The 19,384-nt window shown below is 61.6% G+C and carries 21 protein-coding genes; 14 read left to right on the forward strand and 7 right to left on the reverse strand.

Features of this window, described 5'->3' with window-relative positions:
- Positions 1-58: 58 nt before the first annotated feature.
- The 3 genes from AC2LD7_RS18045 to AC2LD7_RS18055 all read right to left on the reverse strand — a co-directional run bounded on the left by AC2LD7_RS18045 (position 59) and on the right by AC2LD7_RS18055 (position 2,933).
- On the reverse strand, positions 59-700 hold the full coding sequence (locus tag AC2LD7_RS18045; protein ID WP_484599089.1) for an oxidoreductase: 642 nt from the start codon (positions 698-700) through the stop codon (positions 59-61).
- A 20-nt stretch (positions 701-720) separates the two neighbouring features.
- Positions 721-2,400 (reverse strand): C13 family peptidase, encoded by a 1,680-nt coding sequence (locus tag AC2LD7_RS18050; protein WP_484599090.1) that lies wholly within the window; start codon positions 2,398-2,400, stop codon positions 721-723.
- Between the two features lie 77 nt (positions 2,401-2,477).
- Complete coding sequence (locus AC2LD7_RS18055) at positions 2,478-2,933, reverse strand: MaoC family dehydratase (RefSeq protein WP_484599091.1); 456 nt, start codon at positions 2,931-2,933, stop codon at positions 2,478-2,480.
- A gap of 192 nt (positions 2,934-3,125) precedes the next feature.
- Here AC2LD7_RS18055 and AC2LD7_RS18060 point away from each other — a divergent pair, with 192 nt between their 5' ends.
- Genes AC2LD7_RS18060 through AC2LD7_RS18070 form a run of 3 tightly spaced genes read left to right on the forward strand, consistent with a single transcriptional unit; the run spans position 3,126 to position 4,804 of the window.
- Positions 3,126-3,488, forward strand: coding sequence for a CidA/LrgA family protein (locus AC2LD7_RS18060; RefSeq protein ID WP_484599092.1), 363 nt, complete (start codon positions 3,126-3,128; stop codon positions 3,486-3,488).
- Entirely contained in the window at positions 3,485-4,204 is a 720-nt protein-coding gene (locus AC2LD7_RS18065; protein WP_484599093.1) for an LrgB family protein, read from the forward strand. Before AC2LD7_RS18060 ends, AC2LD7_RS18065 begins: the two co-directional genes overlap by 4 nt.
- A 9-nt stretch (positions 4,205-4,213) precedes the next feature.
- A complete protein-coding gene (locus AC2LD7_RS18070; protein WP_484599094.1) occupies positions 4,214-4,804 on the forward strand; it encodes an LON peptidase substrate-binding domain-containing protein in 591 nt (196 codons plus the stop codon).
- 29 nt (positions 4,805-4,833) lie between these two features.
- On the opposite strand, the gene AC2LD7_RS18075 is transcribed toward AC2LD7_RS18070, so the two are convergent.
- Together AC2LD7_RS18075 and AC2LD7_RS18080 are read right to left on the reverse strand one after the other, a co-directional pair.
- Positions 4,834-6,153 (reverse strand): bifunctional DedA family/phosphatase PAP2 family protein, encoded by a 1,320-nt coding sequence (locus AC2LD7_RS18075; protein ID WP_484599095.1) that lies wholly within the window; start codon positions 6,151-6,153, stop codon positions 4,834-4,836.
- Positions 6,113-6,334 carry a hypothetical protein gene (locus AC2LD7_RS18080; RefSeq protein WP_484599096.1) on the reverse strand — a complete coding sequence of 74 codons (222 nt, stop codon included), beginning with the start codon at positions 6,332-6,334 and terminating at the stop codon, positions 6,113-6,115. The genes AC2LD7_RS18075 and AC2LD7_RS18080 overlap by 41 nt, the downstream gene beginning before the upstream one ends.
- 77 nt (positions 6,335-6,411) lie before the next feature.
- Between AC2LD7_RS18080 and AC2LD7_RS18085 the strand changes: the two genes are divergently transcribed.
- The 11 genes from AC2LD7_RS18085 to lipB all read left to right on the forward strand — a co-directional run bounded on the left by AC2LD7_RS18085 (position 6,412) and on the right by lipB (position 16,552).
- Positions 6,412-7,677, forward strand: coding sequence for a glutamate-5-semialdehyde dehydrogenase (locus tag AC2LD7_RS18085; RefSeq protein ID WP_484599131.1), 1,266 nt, complete (start codon positions 6,412-6,414; stop codon positions 7,675-7,677).
- Positions 7,677-8,336, forward strand: a complete 660-nt coding sequence (nadD, locus tag AC2LD7_RS18090) for a nicotinate-nucleotide adenylyltransferase (protein WP_484599097.1) — start codon at positions 7,677-7,679, stop codon at positions 8,334-8,336. Before AC2LD7_RS18085 ends, nadD begins: the two co-directional genes overlap by 1 nt.
- A gap of 14 nt (positions 8,337-8,350) precedes the next feature.
- A complete protein-coding gene (gene rsfS / locus AC2LD7_RS18095) occupies positions 8,351-8,710 on the forward strand; it encodes a ribosome silencing factor (protein ID WP_484599098.1) in 360 nt (119 codons plus the stop codon).
- A 9-nt stretch (positions 8,711-8,719) separates the two neighbouring features.
- Positions 8,720-9,187: a 23S rRNA (pseudouridine(1915)-N(3))-methyltransferase RlmH gene (rlmH, locus tag AC2LD7_RS18100; protein ID WP_484599099.1), complete on the forward strand. Its 468-nt coding sequence runs from the start codon at positions 8,720-8,722 to the stop codon at positions 9,185-9,187.
- A 17-nt stretch (positions 9,188-9,204) separates the two neighbouring features.
- The gene (gene mrdA / locus AC2LD7_RS18105) at positions 9,205-11,094 is read left to right on the forward strand and encodes a penicillin-binding protein 2 (RefSeq protein ID WP_484599100.1); all 1,890 of its coding nucleotides are present in this window, start codon (positions 9,205-9,207) and stop codon (positions 11,092-11,094) included.
- Positions 11,091-12,236: a rod shape-determining protein RodA gene (gene rodA, locus AC2LD7_RS18110; RefSeq protein WP_484599101.1), complete on the forward strand. Its 1,146-nt coding sequence runs from the start codon at positions 11,091-11,093 to the stop codon at positions 12,234-12,236. Before mrdA ends, rodA begins: the two co-directional genes overlap by 4 nt.
- A 7-nt stretch (positions 12,237-12,243) precedes the next feature.
- Positions 12,244-13,263: a lytic murein transglycosylase B gene (gene mltB / locus AC2LD7_RS18115; RefSeq protein WP_484599102.1), complete on the forward strand. Its 1,020-nt coding sequence runs from the start codon at positions 12,244-12,246 to the stop codon at positions 13,261-13,263.
- Positions 13,260-14,243, forward strand: coding sequence for a septal ring lytic transglycosylase RlpA family protein (locus tag AC2LD7_RS18120; protein WP_484599103.1), 984 nt, complete (start codon positions 13,260-13,262; stop codon positions 14,241-14,243). The genes mltB and AC2LD7_RS18120 overlap by 4 nt, the downstream gene beginning before the upstream one ends.
- Positions 14,244-14,312: 69 nt before the next feature.
- A complete protein-coding gene (locus tag AC2LD7_RS18125; RefSeq protein WP_484599104.1) occupies positions 14,313-15,470 on the forward strand; it encodes a D-alanyl-D-alanine carboxypeptidase family protein in 1,158 nt (385 codons plus the stop codon).
- Between the two features lie 64 nt (positions 15,471-15,534).
- Complete coding sequence (locus AC2LD7_RS18130) at positions 15,535-15,819, forward strand: DUF493 domain-containing protein (RefSeq protein WP_484599105.1); 285 nt, start codon at positions 15,535-15,537, stop codon at positions 15,817-15,819.
- A gap of 76 nt (positions 15,820-15,895) precedes the next feature.
- Positions 15,896-16,552 carry a lipoyl(octanoyl) transferase LipB gene (lipB, locus tag AC2LD7_RS18135; protein WP_484599106.1) on the forward strand — a complete coding sequence of 219 codons (657 nt, stop codon included), beginning with the start codon at positions 15,896-15,898 and terminating at the stop codon, positions 16,550-16,552.
- 95 nt (positions 16,553-16,647) lie between these two features.
- Here lipB and lipA read toward each other — a convergent pair whose 3' ends face one another.
- Both lipA and AC2LD7_RS18145 read right to left on the reverse strand, forming a co-directional pair.
- Positions 16,648-17,700 (reverse strand): lipoyl synthase, encoded by a 1,053-nt coding sequence (lipA, locus tag AC2LD7_RS18140; RefSeq protein ID WP_484599107.1) that lies wholly within the window; start codon positions 17,698-17,700, stop codon positions 16,648-16,650.
- 370 nt (positions 17,701-18,070) lie between these two features.
- Positions 18,071-19,372 carry a lytic murein transglycosylase gene (locus tag AC2LD7_RS18145; RefSeq protein WP_484599108.1) on the reverse strand — a complete coding sequence of 434 codons (1,302 nt, stop codon included), beginning with the start codon at positions 19,370-19,372 and terminating at the stop codon, positions 18,071-18,073.
- Positions 19,373-19,384: the final 12 nt, after the last annotated feature.

Consider the following 19,384-nt stretch of genomic DNA (forward strand, 5'->3'; position numbering starts at 1 on the left):
CCAGCCTCCAGCCTCCAGCCTCCAGCCTCCAGCCTCCAGCCTCCAGCCTCCAGCCGCTTTACCGCCCCAATCGTCTCAATTCGTCCGATTCGACCACCCGCGTGCCGTCGTCTTCTTCCAGCGCCAGGCGCCAGAGCGCGCGAGCGAGGATGCAGGCCGAGATGCCGCGGTATTTGCCTGGCAAAAGGTATGAGAGCGGGGCGGTCAGGCGCTCCACCGGTCGCACCTCCATGCGCGGTCCCAGTAGCTGCGAAGGGCGCGCGATGGTCAGTTGCGGCCAGTCCTGAGCGCGCAGCGCCTCTTCCATCTCGCCTTTGACGCGGCAGTAGAAGATCGAGCTGTCCGGGTTGGCGCCCAGCGCGCTGATCACCAGTAAATGTCGCGCACCCAGCTCACGGGCCCGTTTGGCAAAGTCCACGACCAGGTCATGATCGATGGCACGGAAGGCCTCCTGGCTTCCCGCTTCCTTGATCGTGCTGCCCAGGCAACAGAACGCGGTGTCGATGTCTGCTGATAGCTGCGGCAGCAGAGCCTGCAGCTGGCCGACCGGGTTTTCGAGCCGCGGGTGTTCGGCCAGGGGCTTGCGAGTGGGCGCCAGAACGCATTCCACGGTGGGTTCGTTGAGCAGGCGGTCGAGCAGGTGCTCGCCGGTCAGCCCGGTGGCGCCGGCAAGCAAAATGCGCTGTGGCGTCAGATACATGGTTTGGCTTCCTGTGACGATCAGTCGGTTGGCGTCGGCTGTGGTTCGTACAGCGTTCGCCAGTGTTCGACAACCTGGTCCGGCGCCCAAAGTTGGGGCTCCGAAGCTTGATAGTGGTCGGACTGCTCCCGTTCGGCAACCCTCGCCTGCGCCAGCGTGAAGGCCTGCACAATATCGTTGGTTTCCTGTAGCGCCTCGGCGAACAGCGCGCGGCCGAAGTAAGTGAAATCGCTTTCCTCGGAACAGCCGAACGACACCCGGTCGGCGCGAGCTGCGGTCATGACCAACGTGTTCGGGCTTTTCAGCGGCTCGATGAAGCCACCGGAATAGCAGGCCGAAATCACTATTACCTTGTTGCGCTCGGCGAGCGGCTCCATCAGCGTCTTCAGATCCGCCGCGGGCAAGTCCTCCAGCTCCAGCCGTGGCTGTGTCAGCGCCAATTGATGATTGGCCGAGCCGTGGCTGGTGAGATAGATGAAGACCAAATCTTCAGGTCCGCTGCGCTCGGCCAGTGTCTGAACGGCGCGTGACAGGTTCTCACGGGTCGCCAGTGGTCGATCGGCAAGGTGATCACGGTGGTTGACCAGGCTGATCTGGCCGTGGGCGGCGAAGCGGTCGGCCAACAGCTTGTCGACATAGTCGGCTTCGCGCAGAAACACGCTCTGCTGCCCATCGCCGGCGAAGGTCAGACTATAGAGCTCCCGAGCCTGGGTCGAAGCCGGGACCGCGTCGAGGGCTTCGGCGAGCAGCTGTCCCTGGCGCAGCAGGCCAATCTCCAGAGGGTCGGCCAGCCGCTTGCCAGTGCGGTCATGGCTGAGTCGGCCGGCGTGCCAGGTGCCGCTCTGCTCGGTGCCGTCGGCGAGGGTGAGGGTGCCCGGACCATCGAAGCGGCCCGCGCTAAAGGCGCCTCTGTATTGGCTGCCATCGGGCAATTGCAGATGGCCCTCGCCGTAATACTGCCAGCGCTGGAACCCTCCGCTGTAGCGGGTGCCGTCGGCTCCGTCATATGCGCCTGCGCCGCTCAGTTCGCCGTGCTTGAACGAACCCTTCCAGGCATTGCCGATGGCATCTTCGTAGCGACCCTGGCCATGAAATAGATCGTCCTTGAAATTGCCCAGATAGTGCTCGCCGTTGCTACCTCGATATAGGCCTTCGCCGTTCAGGCTGCCGTCGACGAACGAGCCGTTGAATTCACCGCTCTCATCGCTGCGAATGCCCTCGCCATCGGGCTGTCCGGCGACGAATTCTCCCTCGTAGGTCACGCCGCCGGCGCCCTGCAGCTTGCCGGTGCCGTGGTAGAGATCGTCCTTGAACTCACCCTCGTAGCTCATGCCCTGCTCGGAATAGCGGCCTTTGCCGTTGAGGCTGCCGTCTAGGAAATGTCCTTCATAGACGCCGCCAGTGGCATAGCTGAAACGCCCATGACCATCGAACAGACCCTGCTTGAACTCACCTTCGTAGCGGTCGCCATTGGCGCCTTGCCAGACGCCATGACCATTCCATTGGCCGTCCCTGAACGAGCCGCGGTAGCTGCTGCCGTTGGGGTAGTCGATACGCCCTTCGCCCTGCAACAGTCCGTCGACCACCTCGCCTCGGTAGCGACCGCCGTCCGGCAGGACGGCATCGGCGGGTATCAGCGGCTCGCCATCACCGCAGGCGGCAAGCAGGCAGCAGAACGACAATGGAAAGAGGCGGCGCATGCGGCTATCCAAACAACGCGGTGCCCCGCAGTATGCCGCAAACGCGGCGGAGTGCGGCAACGGCGAACCCCGTCGATTCAGACGATGCAGAGCGCCAGGGTTTCGGCAATGTAGGCGGGTTTCTCCACGCCTTCGATCTCCATCACCGCGCGACACTTAAGCAGCCACTGACCAGGATTTTTTTCGTACGCGTCGAGTAGCGTCGCGGCCAGGCGCACCCTTGATCCGACCCGCACCGGCTGGATGAAGCGCAGGCTGTCGAGTCCGTAATTGACGCCCATCTTGGTGCCTTCGGGTCTGACCATCAGGTCGCCCATCAGCATTGGCAGCAGCGACAACGACAGGAAGCCATGCGCGATGGTGCCGCCGAAGGGCGTCTGTGCGGCCTTTTCCGGGTCGATGTGGATGAACTGATGGTCGCCGGTGCAATCGGCGAACTGGTCGACTCGCTGCTGGTCGACGGTGAACCATTCGGAGCGGCCGAGCTCCTTGCCAATGTAGTCCTTGAGTTCTGCTACGGGTACCTGCGGCATATGTCCTCCGGAAGATTATTGTTTTATTCAAATGCAAGCGCGGACGGTCAGACCCTAGATCAGCATGCGGCCGGGGACGAATCAACCAAGCATGCTGCCGCGAATGGTGGGACATAGGCCGGGTCGGCGCGTACCTCGGGTTTCGTCGCGGGAGGATGCTTATAATTGCGCTTCTTTGCTTCGGAGGCTTCCATGCTGCTACGCGGGTTAACCTGGCTGGTGCTGTTCCAATTGCTTGGCACCGCGATCAACGTGATGGTTCTGCCCATACTGCCGGGGCCGATCATCGGACTTCTGCTGCTGTTCGTGGCGCTATTGGTGTGCGGCCAGGCCAGCGAATCGCTGCAGTTGGCGGCCAGGAGTCTGTTGCGTTATCTGCCTCTGCTGCTGGTTCCGCCAGCTGTGGGCGTGATGGCCTACAGCGAGGCGATTCTCCGAGATTTCTGGGCAATCGTTGGAGTGTTGGTGCTTTCGCTGGTGGTGTCGTTGGTATTCACCGGCTGGCTGATGCAGACGCTGATTCGCCGCCAGCAGCGCAAGGTGGGGCAGGCATGATTGCGGTGCAATGGCAGGCGGCTTGGGATGCGGTGATTCACCACCCGTTGTTCGGCGTGGCGATTACCCTGGCGGCTTTCCAGCTGGCCTTCGCCGCTTACGAAAAAACGCGTTGGGTGTTCTTGCAGCCGGTGTTGGTGTCGATGCTGATGGTCGTCGGCATCCTGCTGGCTTGTAGCATCAGCTATAACGAATACCGCGGCAGCGCAGAGATGCTCACCGTTCTTCTCGGGCCGGCCACCGTGGCACTGGCCGTGCCGCTGTATCTCAATTTGCGACGGATTCGCGAACTGTTCGGGCCGATCATGCTCACCCTGCTGTTTGCCGGCATCGGCGCTACGGCGTTGGGTATGGCGCTGGCCTGGGCCTTTAATGCCGATCCGATGATTCTGATGACCCTGGCGCCGAAGTCCGTGACGTCGCCCATCGCCATGCTGGTGGCCGAGCAGATCGGCGGGGTGGTGGCGCTAGCAGCGGTGTTCGTGATGATCACTGGCATTATCGGGGCGATCATCGGTCCGGAACTGTTGCGTCGGTTTGGCGTTCAGCATCCTGCGGCTCGGGGCATGGCGCTGGGTCTGACCGCTCACGCCGTAGGCACCGCGCAGGCGCTGCAGGAGAATGACGAATGCGGCGCTTTCGCGGCGCTGGCGATGAGCCTGATGGGCGTGATGACGGCGGTGCTGCTGCCGCTCGCCGTGACGATGTTGTCATAAGGAGCCTGAATGAAGCTGCCGTTGTTTCCGCTCGATACCGTATTGTTCCCAGGATGTATGCTCGATTTGCAGATATTCGAGGCCCGCTACTTGGATATGGTCAGCGGCTGCCTGAAGGCGGGCCATGGCTTTGGTGTTGTGCGCATTATCGAAGGCAGCGAGGTGGGGCTGGCGGCAAGCGAATATGCCTTGATCGGTTGCGAAGCGCTGATACGTGACTGGCAGCAGCGCCCCAACGGCTTACTGGGAATTCGCGTCGAGGGCGGTCGTCGCTTCGACGTGCTGTCAGCGGAGGTGCAGCGTGATCAGCTGACCGTTGCGGAGGTCAGTTGGCGTGACGAAGGCGAAGATCGGCTGTTGGCGGACGAGCATGCCGAGCTGGCGATCTTGCTGGAAGCGCTTGGGCAGCACCCGATGGTCGAGACGCTGGGGATGGGTGGCGCAGCGCAGGGGCAGCGCTCGCTGGCCCATCGGTTGGCCTATCTGCTGCCATTTCAGCCGGAGCAGAAGGTCGAGTTGCTGCAGCTGGACGATCCGCAGTTGCAGCTTGAGCGCATTCAACGCTGGCTTGAACAGTTGCAGGGCGATGCACTGGAATAACCATCTGCGCAACAGTTACGGTTGGATAGCTACTGATAGCGATACAGCAGGGTAGCGCCCGGCAACGCCCAGATCGCGAAAGCGCCGATCAGTCCCAGGGTGGCAGGCAGAGTCAACCACCACACTTTGGGTGACAGCGCCTGCATCGGTGTGCGCCATTGCACGATGGTCAGGCTCGCTGCGCATATCGTGCTCGCCAGCACTGCGCCGGCGATCACATCGGTGGGCCAGTGCACTCCGAGATAGACCCGCGACAGCGCAATGGCAGTCGCCGGCAGTCCTGCCAGCAGCACCCAGGCCAGGCGCAGGCGCGGCGGCTGTCCTCGTCCAGCGAGGACCCCGAGGGTGAGGAAGAAGGCGAACGCCGCCGAGCTATGGCCGCTGGGGAAGCTGAAGCTGTGCAAGGGTTCGAGAAGAATCTCCGGCCGGATTCGTCCAAACGTCGCTTTCAGCGCGCCATTGGCCAGCGCCGTACCCAGCAGCGTGAGAATGGCGAAGACTGCCGCGCGCATCTGCTTCAGGACAATCAGCAACAGGCTCAACAGGACTGCGGCCCACAGCTGCGTATGGAAATCTCCGGTACGCGTCACCACGACCATGAAGTGGTCGAAGATCGGGCTGCGCTCGCCTTGGACCACTTTCATCAGCCCTTCGTCGAACTCCACCAGATAAGGCCAGCCGAAGAACAGGCCAAGCAGAATGGCCGCGCTGAGGCCTGCCGCCAGCGGCGTGACCCAACGCAGCTGGCGCAGGCTGCAATGCACGACGCCACCGACGAGCAGCAACAATGCGACAAGAACGATTCCCGCCTCACCCCAGAAGCCCTCCGGTAGCGGCAGCCGCACGGCGGCGCCTGCGGTCCAGCCCGGCAGCAGGTAGGCCATCGACCAGCCAGCTGCAGCCACCAGACTGACCAACAGAAAACGCCCGAACGGCATGTCGAGCATGCCAGCGGTAAGCGGCAGCATGGGTCGCAAAGGGCCGATGAAGCGGCCCACAAGCAGGCTCGCGATGCCGTAACGATCGACGTACAGCTCAGCCCGAGTCAGCCATTCGGGATGATCGCGCAAGCCGCGCATGCTGCGAATGTTCTGGTGATAGCGTCGCCCCAGCCCGTAGGACAACAGATCGCCGAGCAGGCCTCCGAGGTAGCCGAGCAGCAGCGTCTCGCCGAGGCTCAAGACGCCACTGCCGGCGAGCACGGCGATCGCGAACACCAGCACGGTACCGGGCATCAGCAATCCGATCACGGCCAGACATTCCAGGCAGGCCACCAGAAACAGGCTCAGGCCCAGCCACCGCGGGTTTTCAGCGAGCCAGCTGGTGAGCGCGACGAGCCATTCGGGCATGGTGCTTTCCTTGAATCGAGACGGCTTTCGACTCGGCGACAAGCGCGCCGGTTTCAATGGCCGCGATAATAACGCTGGAAGCATTTGCGACAGAATGTTGATCGATAGCCTGGGCGATCGGCTGAGCGCTTCGTCGCACGACGATCGCTGCGCATCCGCAGCCGATGCGCTTTTCAGCCATTCGCCCGGTGCCGCTGTGCGCGAGGCTTGTGGGTGGCTATAATCAGCCGCTTTCCCTTCAGCCAGGCCAGCCAGCCCATGACCGAGTCCGTTCTCGATTACATGACCCGCCTCGGTCGCGCCGCGCGCGAGGCGTCGCGCGTGCTCGCGCGTGCCACCACCGCACAGAAGAATCGAGCGCTGCAGGCTGCTGCGGCAGCGCTCGACGCAGCGCGTAGCGATCTGGCCGATGCCAACCAGCAGGACCTTGCGGCAGGGCGTGCGAGTGGTCTGGACGAGGCCATGCTCGACCGCCTGGCGCTGACCCCGGCGCGCATCGACGACATGATAGAAGGGCTGCGACAGGTCGCGACCCTGCCCGATCCCATCGGCGAGATTCGCAACATGCGTTACCTGCCGTCGGGTATCCAGGTCGGCAAGATGCGCGTACCGCTCGGCGTAGTCGGCATTATTTACGAGTCGCGACCCAACGTGACCATCGACGCTGCCGCCCTTTGCCTCAAATCCGGTAATGCCACCATCCTGCGCGGCGGCTCCGAAGCGATCCACTCGAACCAGGCGATTGCCCGCTGCATCCAACTGGGACTGGCGGAGGCCGGACTGCCGGCCGCTGCGGTGCAAGTCGTGGAAACCACAGACCGTGCCGCGGTCGGCGCGCTGATCAGCATGCCGGAGTTCGTCGATGTGATCGTGCCGCGCGGTGGCAAGGGCCTGATCGAGCGCATCAGTCGCGACGCAAAGGTGCCTGTGATCAAGCATCTGGACGGCATCTGCCATGTGTTCATCGACCAAGCGGCGGATATCGACAAGGCCATCCGTGTCGCCGACAACGCCAAGACCCAACGCTATGCGCCGTGCAATACGATGGAAACGCTGCTGGTGCATGCCGCCATCGCTGGGCGCGTACTGCCACCGCTGACTGCCATCTATCGCGACAAAGGCGTCGAATTACGCGGTTGTCTGCGCACCCGTGAGCTGCTGGGTAATGAGGTGTTGGCAGCCAGCGAAGAGGATTGGGCGACCGAATACAACGCGCCGATTTTGTCGATTCGCATAGTCGACTCGCTGGACGCGGCCATAGAGCACATCAACCGCTACGGCTCGCAGCACACCGATGCGATCGTTACCGAGAATTTCACCGATGCCCGTCGCTTTATCACCGAGGTCGACTCCGCGTCGGTGATGGTCAACGCTTCCACCCGTTTCGCCGATGGATTCGAGTACGGCCTGGGCGCGGAGATCGGCATTTCCACCGACAAGCTGCATGCACGCGGACCGGTTGGCCTGGAAGGTCTGACCAGCGAGAAGTACGTGGTCTTCGGCGACGGCCACGTGCGTACTTGATGAGTTCGACTCGTACTCCAAGACGCATCGGCGTTCTCGGCGGCACCTTCGATCCGGTGCATATCGGCCATCTGCGAGGCGCGCTGGAAGTGGCGGAGATGGTTGGGCTCGGTGAGGTTCGCCTGGTCCCCAATTTCCGCCCGCCACACCGTGAGACGCCCAACAGCTCCGCACAGGACCGCTTGGCGATGGTCCGGTTGGCGGTGCAGGACCTGCCGTCGTTGGCGGTCGATGCCCGCGAGCTGGAGCGCGACAAACCGTCATACACCATCGACACCCTGGAATCGCTGCGTAGCGAGCTGGCCGGCGATGATCAGGTTTTCCTGATAGTAGGCTGGGACGCCTTCTGCGGGCTGCCCAGTTGGCATCGTTGGGACGAGCTGCTCGATTATTGCCATATCCTCGTCATGCAGCGACCGGATGCCGATAGCGAGGCGCCGGAAGCGCTGCGGGACTTGCTGGCGGCACGCAGCGCGCACGACCCGCAGGCTCTTGCCGGCAGTGGTGGGCAAATCGCCTTCGTCTGGCAGGCTCCTCTCGGGGTGTCTGCAACCCGAATTCGTCAATTTCTGGCCAGCGGCCGGTCGGTCCGTTTCCTGGTGCCCGACGCCGTACTGGCTTATATCAACGCGCACGGACTCTACCGGGCGTCGAACTGAGGTTGTTTCAAGCTATGCAAAATGATTCTTTAGTCCAGCTGGCCATCAGCGCCCTGGAAGATCTGAAAGGCGCCGACATCACCACCATCGATGTGCGCGGCAAGACCAGCGTCACCGATTTCATGGTGATCGCCAGCGGCACCTCCAGCCGTCACGTGAAGTCGCTGGCCGATAACGTACTCGAAAAGGTCAAGGAGCAAGGCGTCCGTCCGCTGGGCAGCGAAGGCCTGGACGGCGGCGAGTGGGCGTTGCTCGATTTGGGCGATGTAGTGGTGCATGTGATGCAGGTCCCGACGCGCCAGTTCTATGACCTCGAGCGTCTCTGGCAGGGCGCCGAGCAGAGCCGTGCACAGCACGCTGGCGAGCAGGAATAAGGTCGATCCGTGCGGATCAAGCTGATTGCAGTGGGTTCGAAGATGCCACTCTGGGTCGAGGATGGTTGGCACGAATATGCCAAGCGTCTGCCGTCCGAGCTGCCCTTGGAGCTGCACGAAATATCGCTCAACACTCGCGGCAAGAATGCCGACGTGGCGCGATTGATTCGCCAGGAAGGCGAGGCCATGCTGGCCAAGGTGCAGCCCGGCGAGCGCATCGTCACGCTGGAAGTGGCGGGGCGGCCGTGGAGCACCGAGCAGTTGGCCGTCGAGCTGGAACGTTGGCGGCTCGATGCGCGTAACATCAACCTGATGGTTGGCGGTCCCGAAGGACTGGCACCGGAGGTCTGTGCGCGTAGCGAGCAGCGCTGGTCGCTGTCGCCGCTGACGCTGCCGCATCCGCTGGTGCGCATTCTCATCGGCGAGCAGATCTATCGCGCCTGGACGTTGCTGTCGGGTCACCCTTATCACAAGTAGTACAGCCAAAGCCCAAGATGTCCCAGCCGATTCCCCTCAAGGACCATGAAAAGGATGCCCGCCTGGTGCGTCAGCGCGTGCTGGTGGGCGGCGCCTTGGTGTTGCTGCTGATCGGGGTACTGATTGCGCGCCTTTACTACCTTCAGGTCGTGCAGTACGAACACCACTCGACGCTCTCCGAGAACAACCGCGTCCACGTCCAGCCCATTCCGCCCAATCGGGGGCTTATCTTCGATCGCACCGGCAAGATCATCGCCGACAATCGCCCGAGCTTCAGTCTCACCGTCACACGCGAACGCGCCGAGGATTGGCGCAAGACGCTTGATACGGTGGTCGAGGTGCTGGATTTGTCGGCCGAGGAGCGCGAGCTGTTCGAGAAGCGCGTACTGCAGGGGCGGCGGCCGTTCGAGCCGGTGCCGATCATGTACGAGCTATCCGAGGATCAGATCGCTCGCATCGCCGTGGATCAGTTCCGCCTGCCTGGTGTAGAGGTCGCGGCGCAGTTGGTCCGGCATTACCCTCAGGGCGAGCATTTCGCGCATTCGGTCGGCTATGTCGGCCGGATTAATGAGGCGGAACTCAAACAGCTCGACCCGGTTAATTACAGCGGCACGCACCACATCGGCAAGACCGGCATCGAGCGATTCTACGAAGACGTGCTGCACGGGCAGGTGGGATACGAAGAAGTCGAGACCAATGCTCGGGGCCGGGTGTTGCGAGTGCTCAAACGCACCGATCCGATACCGGGAAAGGACATCACCCTGACCCTTGATCTGGAGCTGCAGAAAGCGGCCGAAGCAGCACTGGCAGGCCGGCGCGGCGCTGTCGTCGCGTTACAGCCAGCGACCGGTGAGGTGCTGGCAATGGTCAGTCAGCCGAGTTTCGATCCCAATTCGTTTGTCACCGGTATCAGCTTCAAGGCTTATGGTGAGCTGCGAGACTCGATCGACCAGCCGCTGTTCAACCGCGTTCTGCGCGGCTTGTACCCGCCAGGGTCGACCATCAAGCCGATGATGGCGGTGGCCGGTCTCGATGCCGGTGTCGTCACCGAAGAGAGCAAGGTGTTCGATCCTGGATTCTTCCAGTTGCCGAACGTGAAACACAAATACCGCAACTGGAACCGGGGTGGCGACGGCTGGGTAGATCTGGAGAAGGCGATCATGCGCTCCAACGACACCTATTTTTACGATCTGGCCCACAAGATGGGTATCGATCGGATGCACGATTACATGACGCGCTTCGGTATCGGTCAGCGTGTGTCGCTGGATATGTTCGAGGAAACCGCCGGTCTGATGCCATCCCGGGAGTGGAAACGTGCACGTTACCGCCAGCCCTGGTATCCGGGTGAGACGGTCATTTTGGGTATCGGGCAGGGTTACATGCAGGCTACCCCGCTCCAGCTGGCCCAGGCGACGGCGCTGATGGCGAATCATGGCGAATGGATTCGACCGCACCTGGCGCGCAGTATCGACGGCGTTTCACCGGTCGATCCGGAGCCGATGCCGGATATCCAGCTGCGCGATCCTCGTTACTGGGATGCCGCCATCAACGGCATGGAGCAGGTCGTGCACGGGCCTCGCGGCACTGCGAAGAAGATTGGCGATGCGGCAAGCTATCGCATTGCCGGCAAGAGCGGCACCGCACAGGTCGTGGCCATCAAGCAGGGCGAGCGTTATGACAGTGACAAACTTGCCGAACGACATCGCGATCACGCATTGTTCATTGCCTTCGCGCCGGTGCATGACCCACAGATCGCAGTGGCGGTGATGGTCGAGAATGGCGAATCCGGCTCCGGTGTCGCGGCCCCAGTTGCCAAGCAAATCATGGATGCCTGGTTGTTGAACGAGCAAGGCGAGCTGAAAGCCGAATATGCGCCGCCGCTAGCAGCGGAGGTGCGCAAGCCATGAGCGGGACATTCGATCGCACGCTTTCTACTACCGATGTGATGCGCCGCCGCGCAACGCTGCTGCAGCGCATGCATATCGACGGTGTGCTGCTTCTGCTTTTGCTTTTGCTGGCGGCAGGCAGTTTGTTCGTTCTCTATTCGGCCGGGGGCAAGAACTGGGACTTGCTGATCAAACAGGCGACCTCGTACGGGATCGGCCTGGGCGCGATGTTGGTCATCGCGCAGCTTGAACCGCGATTCATGGCGCGCTGGGTTCCGCTCGGCTACCTGGCCGTCGTGGCGCTACTGATCGCCGTGGATTTCGTTGGTTACACCGCGATGGGCGCGACCCGCTGGATCAGCATCCCTGGGATAATCCGCTTTCAGCCGTCGGAGTTCATGAAGATCATCATGCCGATGACCGTCGCCTGGTACCTGTCCGCTCGTGCGTTGCCGCCGGGTATCAAGCACACCATGGTCAGCCTGGGCCTGATCGTGGTGCCCTTCGTGCTGATTCTAAAACAGCCGGATTTGGGCACCTCCCTCCTGGTACTGGTTTCCGGTGCCTTCGTGCTTTTCATTGCGGGTCTGCGCTGGCGCTGGATTCTGGGTGCGATTGCTGCGCTCGTACCTATCGCTGTAGCCATGTGGTATTTCGTCCTGCACAACTATCAGAAACAGCGCGTGCACACATTTCTCGATCCCGAAAGCGATCCGCTGGGCACTGGTTGGAACATCATCCAGTCCAAAGCTGCGATCGGCTCGGGCGGGGTGTTCGGCAAGGGCTGGTTGCTCGGCACTCAGTCGCACCTGGATTTTTTGCCCGAAAGCCATACGGACTTTATCATTGCGGTCTTGGCCGAGGAGTTCGGCCTGGTCGGCGTCTGTTTGCTGTTGCTGATTTATCTGCTGTTGATCGCGCGTGGTCTGGCGATTACGGTTCAAGCACAGACCTTATTTGGCAAGCTGCTCGCCGGCGCGCTTACTATGACGTTCTTCGTTTATGTTTTCATCAACATCGGCATGGTCAGTGGGTTGCTGCCGGTAGTGGGGGTACCGTTACCCTTTATCAGTTTTGGTGGAACTTCATTGGTGACCCTGCTATCAGGGTTCGGGGTTTTGATGTCGATCCACACCCATCGTAAGTGGATCGCACAGGTTTGATTACAGAGTGAATTTCTTGAACCCATTACGGCATAGCTGGTTGGCGCGAGCGTTCTGCGGAGCGGGTCTGTTCGGTGCATTCATCGGTACTCAGGCGGCTCTCGCTGCCGATTACCAGGGCGAAAAGGTGGCTGAGTTCGTTCGCGAGATGACTCAGGATTACGGGTTTGCCAGTGAGCAGTTGGTCGAGCTGCTGGCTCAGGCAGAGCGCAAGCAGGTGATCCTCGAAGCAATCTCGCGACCTGCAGAGCGCGTCAAACCGTGGAAGGAATATCGGCCGATCTTCATCACCGACTCGCGAGTAGCGCAGGGCGTCGATTTCTGGCGCGAGAACGAGGCTGCGCTGGCGCGCGCCGAGAAAGAGTATGGCGTGCCGGCCGAGGTGGTCGTTGCGATCATTGGTGTCGAGACCTTTTACGGGCGCAATACCGGCAGCTACCGGGTCATCGATGCGCTGTCGACGTTGGGTTTTGATTATCCACCGCGCCAGCCGTTCTTCCGCCAGCAGCTCAAGGAGTTCCTGCTGCTGGCCCGCGAAGAGCAGGTCGACCCGCTGAAACTTACCGGTTCTTACGCCGGAGCCATGGGCCTCCCGCAGTTCATGCCGAGCAGTTTCCGCGCCTACGCGGTTGATTTCGACAACGACGGTCATATCGACATTTGGAAGAACCCAGTCGATGCCATTGGCAGTGCCGCTAATTATTTCAAGCAACATGGCTGGGTAGCCGGCGAGCCGGTCGTCGCACGGGCCACGGTCAAGGGTGAGCAGCATGAACAAGGCCTTACCGAGGGCCTGGAGCCGGTCAAGAATGCCGCGCAGTTGCGTGAGCTGGGCTGGCAGACAGAGGCGGAAATCGCGGATGACACTGCGGTGACAGCCTTCCGCCTGGACGGTGCCGAAGGTGATGAATACTGGGTGGGGCTGCCTAATTTCTATGTCATTACGCGTTACAACCGCAGCGTGATGTACGCCATGGCCGTACACCAGCTTGCCGCGCAGCTTGCCGAAGCACGGGGCGCAAAATGATGGTCCGTTTGCTTGCAATGGCAGCCGCCGTTGCGTTGATCGCAGGTTGCTCTTCGTCACCGACTCCGCAATCGCCTGCGCCTGCTGAAAGCGGTGGCATCAGCGGCCCCGATGGCTACTCCCGCCCGCACAAGGATGGTGCGCCCTGGTGGGACGTCGACGTCTCGCGCATCCCTGACGCGACGCCGACCCCGCATACCGGCCCGTTCAAGGCCAACCCCTATACGGTACTGGGCAAGACCTACTATCCGATCGGCGACGGACGCAACTACCAAGCGACAGGCACTGCCTCCTGGTACGGCACCAAGTTTCATGGCCAGCCTACCGCTAACGGCGAGAAATACGATCTGTACGGTATGAGCGCAGCGCACAAGACACTGCCGCTGCCCAGCTATGTTCGAGTGACCAATCTCGACAATGGCAAGGCGGTCGTGCTGCGGGTCAATGATCGCGGCCCGTTCTACTCGGATCGGATTATCGACCTGTCATTCGCTGCGGCAAAAAAACTGGGGTACGCCGAGACGGGAACTGCCCGGGTCAAGGTCGAGGGTATCGATCCCGAACAGTGGTGGGCCGAACGAGGCCGTCCGGCACCAATGGTTTTGGCCCAACCGCAGAAAGTTGCCAGCAAGCCCGCTGGCACCTTGCTTTCACAGCCCGTCGAGCAATACACGCCGCCGCCAGCACAGCATGCGGGGGCGACGGTGCCGGTCCAGGTCAGCGGCGCCGATAGGGTTGCCGCTGCCGGAGTGTTCCTGCAAGTCGGTGCGTTCGCCAATCCGGACGCCGCCCAGCTGCTGCGTGACAAGCTCAGCAATTTGACTGCTGCGCCGGTATTCGTCAGTTCAGTGGTTCATCAGGAACAGATTCTGCACCGGGTCCGCCTTGGGCCGATCGACTCCCTGGATGAGGCAGCGCAACTTGAACAAAGCGTGCGGCTCGCCAATCTGGGAAATCCTCGGCGGGTGCGTGCCGATTGATGTCGCGCCATGCTCGGGATGAGCTGATTCACAAGAACTGTTTTGCCCACACCAATTTCTGAGAGAGCAATGACTATCACCACCTTCGTGCACCGCCTGTTTCTTCTCACTTTGCTGGCGGTAGCGCCGGTAACCTGGGCCGAGCCGATCATCCCGTCAGCGCCGCAGTTGGCGGCGAAATCATACGTTCTGATGGACGCCGCTAGCGGCAAGGTGCTGGTCGAGAACGAGGGCGATGAGCGCCTGCCACCGGCCAGTCTGACTAAACTAATGACCGCCTATATCGCCACGCTGGAGATCAAAAAAGGTCAGATCTCTGAGAGCGACATGGTTACCGTCAGCGAAAAGGCCTGGCGTACAGGCGGTTCGCGGATGTTCATTCAGGTCAACACTCAGGTTTCCGTCGAGGATCTGCTGCACGGCATCATCATTCAGTCCGGCAATGACGCCAGTGTGGCCATGGCCGAGCATATTGCCGGCAGCGAGGAAGCCTTCGCCGACCTGATGAACAGCACTGCTCAGCGGCTGGGTATGACCAACTCCCACTTCATGAACTCCACGGGACTTCCGCACCCGGAGCATTACTCCTCTGCAGCCGACATGGCCAAGCTGGCCCGCGCGATTATCCATGAGGATCCGGCGCACTATGGCATCTACGCGCAAAAAGAGTTCTTCTGGAACAACATCAAGCAGCCGAACCGCAACCTGCTTTTGTGGCGTGACAAGACCGTCGATGGTCTGAAAACCGGCCATACGGAAGAAGCTGGCTATTGCCTGGTGGCATCGGCAGTGCGCGACGGCATGCGGCTGATCAGCGTCGTGTTCGGTACCAATAGCGAGCAGGCGCGCGCGGCCGAGACGCAGAAACTGCTGACCTACGGCTTCCGCTTCTTCGAGACGCGCACCTTCTACCAGAAGGGCATCGAACTGGCGACCTCCCGAGTCTGGAAAGGCCAGCAGAATCAAGTCAGCGCCGGGCTTGCGAACGACCTGACCATGACCTTGCCGCGCGAGCAGATGGACAAGCTCCAGGCGGGCATGACGTTCAATCCTGAGCTGATAGCACCGATCCAGCAGGGCGATGTGATTGGCAAGGTCGAGGTCAGCCTCGATGGTCAGGTGCTGCAGAGCACTGATCTGATTGCCCTGCAAGCCGTGGAAGAAGGTGGGCTGTTCCGGCGCTTTTGGGATAGCATTCAGCTGTTCTTCTTCAATCTGTTCAACTAATAACTTCTTGCGTGCGCCCTGGCTATCCGGCCGGGCGCGCTTGCGGATCACGAGTCCGTTCCCCATGACCGAAAGTAAAAGCGAAACACAACCGCCCAAAATAGAGTTTCCCTGCGAGCGCTATCCAATCAAGGTGATTGGTGACGCTGGTGAGGGCTTCAGCGAGGCGGTCGTAGAAGTGATGCGTCGATATGCGCCGGATTTTGACGAAACAACGCTGGTAACTCGCGATAGTCGCAACGGTCGTTTCCTTTCCGTGCAGGTGCTGATCACGGCTACCAGCGTCGAGCAGCTGCAGGCGATTCACGTCGATCTACGGGCTACTGGGCGCGTGCATATGGTGCTCTGATGAGTGCTTCCTTATTTGAGTTTCGCGCGATCACATTGCGGCATGTATACAATTCGTGCGTCTTGGGTATGCATCGATGAGTGCGGTTATGCTCGGCGTACGGGAGCTCGGATTGGTCGAATACCAGCCCGTCTGGCAGGCCATGCAGCGCTTCACCAATGGCCGCGGCCCGGCTACTGATGATGAAATCTGGTTGCTGCAGCATCTACCGGTGTTTACTCAGGGACAGGCGGGCAAGGCCGAGCATCTGTTATTACCTGGCGATATTCCGGTGGTGCAGGCCGATCGCGGCGGACAGGTTACCTACCATGGTCCCGGGCAGTTGGTGTGTTATCTGATGCTGGACGTTCGGCGGCTGGGCATCGGAGTGCGCGAGTTGGTCAGCCGTATCGAACAGAGCTTGATCGATCTGCTTGCCAGCTACGATGTGCAGGCATTGGCCAAGCCTGACGCGCCGGGGGTTTATGTCGACGGCGCGAAAATCGCATCGCTTGGCCTGCGTATTCGTAATGGCCGCTCTTTCCACGGATTGGCGCTTAACGTGGATATGGATCTAGAGCCGTTTCGACGGATCAATCCTTGTGGCTACGCCGGCATGACCATGACCCAGATGGCCGATTTGGTCGCTGGGCCGATGACGTTCTCCGAGGTCAGTGCCCGCCTGCGTGAACAGCTGGTCAACCACCTCGGCTACGCGCAGCAGCAGGCGCTAACGGGCGCAATAGACGGCTAAGCCGGGCGCTTGCTTATCCAGTGTGGGCGTGGGGCATGGCGGATATAAAACGCCTGCTCCCAGGTGAAGCCTAGGGCAGGCGTTGTTCCGCCAGATTAGGTCAGATTGAGCGCCGGGATCAGGCTGCTGTCGAACGGCTGGCCCGGCACCGGCACCGGGGCGGACAAGCCCAGGTTGTTCTTCTCGAACACCCGGTCGGCTCGGTAGCTGGAGCGCACCAGCGGGCCGGCAGCGACTTCCATAAAGCCCTTCCCTAAACCGATATCGCGAAAACGATTGAATTCCTCCGGGCTGACCCAGCGTTTGACCGGCAGATGGTGGCGGGTCGGCTGCAAATACTGGCCGAGGGTGAGGATGTCCACGCCGATGGCGCGCAGGTCATCCATGGTCTGCAGCACTTCCTCGTCGCTTTCGCCCAGGCCCAGCATCAGGCTGGTCTTGGTGAGCATCTCTGGACGATGGCGCTTGGCGTGTTCCAACACGCGCAGGGTCTTCTCGTAGCCGGCGCGGGGGTCGCGCACTTCATGGGTCAGGCGTTTGACCGTCTCGACGTTCTGCGCGAATACTTCCAGGCCAGAGTCCGCTACGCGTTCGATGGCTTGCAGGTCGCCGTCGAAGTCCGGCGTCAGGGCCTCGACTACCACCTGCGGGGTGCGCTCCTTGATGGCGCGCACACAGGCGGCGTAGTGTGCGGCACCGCCGTCTTCCAGATCATCGCGGTCCACCGAGGTCAGCACGATATAGCGCAGCGCCATCAGCTCCACCGACTTGGCGGTGTTCTGTGGCTCCTCCTGATCCAGCCAGCCGTTGGGATTGCCTGTATCCACCGCGCAGAAGCGGCACGCGCGGGTACACACCGAGCCCATCAACATGATAGTGGCGGTACCGTTGGACCAGCATTCGCCTATATTCGGGCAGTGGGATTCCTGGCATACGGTGCTCAGGCGGTGTTCGCCGACATTGCGCTTGACCGCTTCGAAGCGGCTGCCGCTGGGTGCCTTGACCCGCAGCCACTTGGGCTTGGGTTCGAACACCTGGGGTTCGCTTGAGGCGCGGCGCTTCTGCCCGTCCTTGATCGCGGTGATGCCCTGAATGGTGCGGAATTTTTCGCCGCTGGCAACGGTTTTGGGCTGGGAGGTATCGGACATCGGCAATCTGGGCTCCGCTAGAGGCTCCGTGGACGAGGCGGCTCTTGGCCGCCACGCAGTTTATCACAGGCACTGTGACCGTTCAGTCCGTCTAGCTTCGTGCGGTCCAGGTCGGCGGCCAGCCGCCGAGCGTACGCGGGTTCATTCTTGCAACTGGCTGGCGAACTGCTTCAGGAACAGCACCTACAGTGAGCGCGGCGCACCCGCCACCCGGCAATGGGCTGGTCGATGCCCCCGTAGCTGACCTGCCGGCCAGCGCTTCACATGTATTAATAGGCGGCGGTACTGCCGATATGGGCTGCCGAAGCTACGTGACCTGCCTGCAGAGAAGGGACGGGCAGAGCATGGCCGAATGGTTCGGCCATACTCGCTAAGGCTCCGCCCGCAGCCGGCCCAGCAATTCCTGCGTCGGATGACCATCTGCAGGCCAGCCCAACTGTTGCTGGAAGCTGCGGATAGCGCTGCGAGTGTTGGCGCCGATGATGCCGTCTGCAGCGCCTGGATCAAAGCCCTGGTTCGATAGCCGCTCCTGCAGTTCGAGACGCTCGGAACGGCTCAAGGGCTGCTCACCCTGGGGCCAGCTTGCCTGGATCTTGCCGGCGCCGTCGAAGCGTTCGGATAACAGACCGATAGCCAGCGCATAGGACGATGAATTGTTGTAACGCAGAATTGCGCGGAAGTTGTCGAGGACCAGGAATGCAGGACCGCGATAACCGGCGGGCAACAGCAGGCTGGCATTCGCCTCGTCAGAGTCCGCTGGCAGCCCGCTCAGGCCGAGACGGCGCCACTCGGCCAACGGCTTGCGTATGCTGCTATCAGCCAGGGCGTAATCGAATTCTGCTGGCAGCGTGACCTCGAAGCCCCACGGCTGCCCGGCTTTCCAGCCGGACGCGTGCAAGTAATGGGCAGCTGACGCCAGGGCATCGGCTGAGCTGTTCCAGATGTCCCGGCGGCCGTCACCGTCGAAATCCACCGCATGGGTGTTATAGGTGGTTGGGATGAACTGGGTCTGGCCCATAGCGCCGGCCCAGGACCCACGCAGCTGATCGGCTACGATGTCGCCGTGCTCAAGAATTTCCAATGCTGCCAACAACTGACTTTTGGCGAAGCCCGGGCGCCGGCCTTCGTGAGCCAGTGTGGCCAGTGAGCGAATTACTGACTTGTCGCCCATTATCTGCCCGAAGCTGCTCTCTAGTCCCCAGATCGCTACCAGCGTATTGCGGTCGACGCCGTAGTGCGTTTCCACCCCGTCCAGTGTCGCAGCGTGTTGATTCAGCAATTGTTTCCCGCCATTTACCCGCTGCTCCGAGAGAGCGCCGTCCAGGTACTGCCAGACGGGCCGAGTGAACTCCGGCTGGCTTCGATCGGCGGCAATGATGCTTGGGTCAGGAGTGACGCCGGCAAGCGCGCGGTCGAACAACTCCGCCGATATGCCAGCCTGCAGCGCTTCGAGCCTGAAACTGTCGCGCCATTCGTCAAAGCTCTGCTGCGGAACCGCAATGTCCGGCTCGTTGGATATAGCGAGCGCGGTGCCGGTCGACGCTGCCTGTTGCTGCGGCAGGTTCGGTGTGGTTTGGGTTGGACGTTCGGCGGCGCAAGCAACCATGATGCTCAGGGCTGATCCGGCAATCAAGGTACGCAGCAGCAGTACGGGAACGAAGGTGTAAAGCATGCACCACACTCG

Source organism: Stutzerimonas sp. (genome assembly GCF_982611455.1).

Coding starts and splice junctions, on each gene's coding strand:
- AC2LD7_RS18055 (WP_484599091.1), bottom strand. CDS start 2,933: ATGCCGCAGGTACCCGTAGCAGAACTCAAGGACTACATTGGCAAGGAG.
- AC2LD7_RS18045 (WP_484599089.1), bottom strand. CDS start 700: ATGTATCTGACGCCACAGCGCATTTTGCTTGCCGGCGCCACCGGGCTG.
- AC2LD7_RS18085 (WP_484599131.1), top strand. CDS start 6,412: ATGACCGAGTCCGTTCTCGATTACATGACCCGCCTCGGTCGCGCCGCG.
- mrdA (WP_484599100.1), top strand. CDS start 9,205: ATGTCCCAGCCGATTCCCCTCAAGGACCATGAAAAGGATGCCCGCCTG.
- rsfS (WP_484599098.1), top strand. CDS start 8,351: ATGCAAAATGATTCTTTAGTCCAGCTGGCCATCAGCGCCCTGGAAGAT.
- AC2LD7_RS18125 (WP_484599104.1), top strand. CDS start 14,313: ATGACTATCACCACCTTCGTGCACCGCCTGTTTCTTCTCACTTTGCTG.
- AC2LD7_RS18145 (WP_484599108.1), bottom strand. CDS start 19,372: ATGCTTTACACCTTCGTTCCCGTACTGCTGCTGCGTACCTTGATTGCC.
- AC2LD7_RS18060 (WP_484599092.1), top strand. CDS start 3,126: ATGCTGCTACGCGGGTTAACCTGGCTGGTGCTGTTCCAATTGCTTGGC.
- nadD (WP_484599097.1), top strand. CDS start 7,677: ATGAGTTCGACTCGTACTCCAAGACGCATCGGCGTTCTCGGCGGCACC.
- AC2LD7_RS18065 (WP_484599093.1), top strand. CDS start 3,485: ATGATTGCGGTGCAATGGCAGGCGGCTTGGGATGCGGTGATTCACCAC.
- AC2LD7_RS18050 (WP_484599090.1), bottom strand. CDS start 2,400: ATGCGCCGCCTCTTTCCATTGTCGTTCTGCTGCCTGCTTGCCGCCTGC.
- lipA (WP_484599107.1), bottom strand. CDS start 17,700: ATGTCCGATACCTCCCAGCCCAAAACCGTTGCCAGCGGCGAAAAATTC.
- rodA (WP_484599101.1), top strand. CDS start 11,091: ATGAGCGGGACATTCGATCGCACGCTTTCTACTACCGATGTGATGCGC.
- AC2LD7_RS18070 (WP_484599094.1), top strand. CDS start 4,214: ATGAAGCTGCCGTTGTTTCCGCTCGATACCGTATTGTTCCCAGGATGT.
- lipB (WP_484599106.1), top strand. CDS start 15,896: ATGAGTGCGGTTATGCTCGGCGTACGGGAGCTCGGATTGGTCGAATAC.
- AC2LD7_RS18130 (WP_484599105.1), top strand. CDS start 15,535: ATGACCGAAAGTAAAAGCGAAACACAACCGCCCAAAATAGAGTTTCCC.
- AC2LD7_RS18120 (WP_484599103.1), top strand. CDS start 13,260: ATGATGGTCCGTTTGCTTGCAATGGCAGCCGCCGTTGCGTTGATCGCA.
- AC2LD7_RS18080 (WP_484599096.1), bottom strand. CDS start 6,334: ATGGCTGAAAAGCGCATCGGCTGCGGATGCGCAGCGATCGTCGTGCGA.
- AC2LD7_RS18075 (WP_484599095.1), bottom strand. CDS start 6,153: ATGCCCGAATGGCTCGTCGCGCTCACCAGCTGGCTCGCTGAAAACCCG.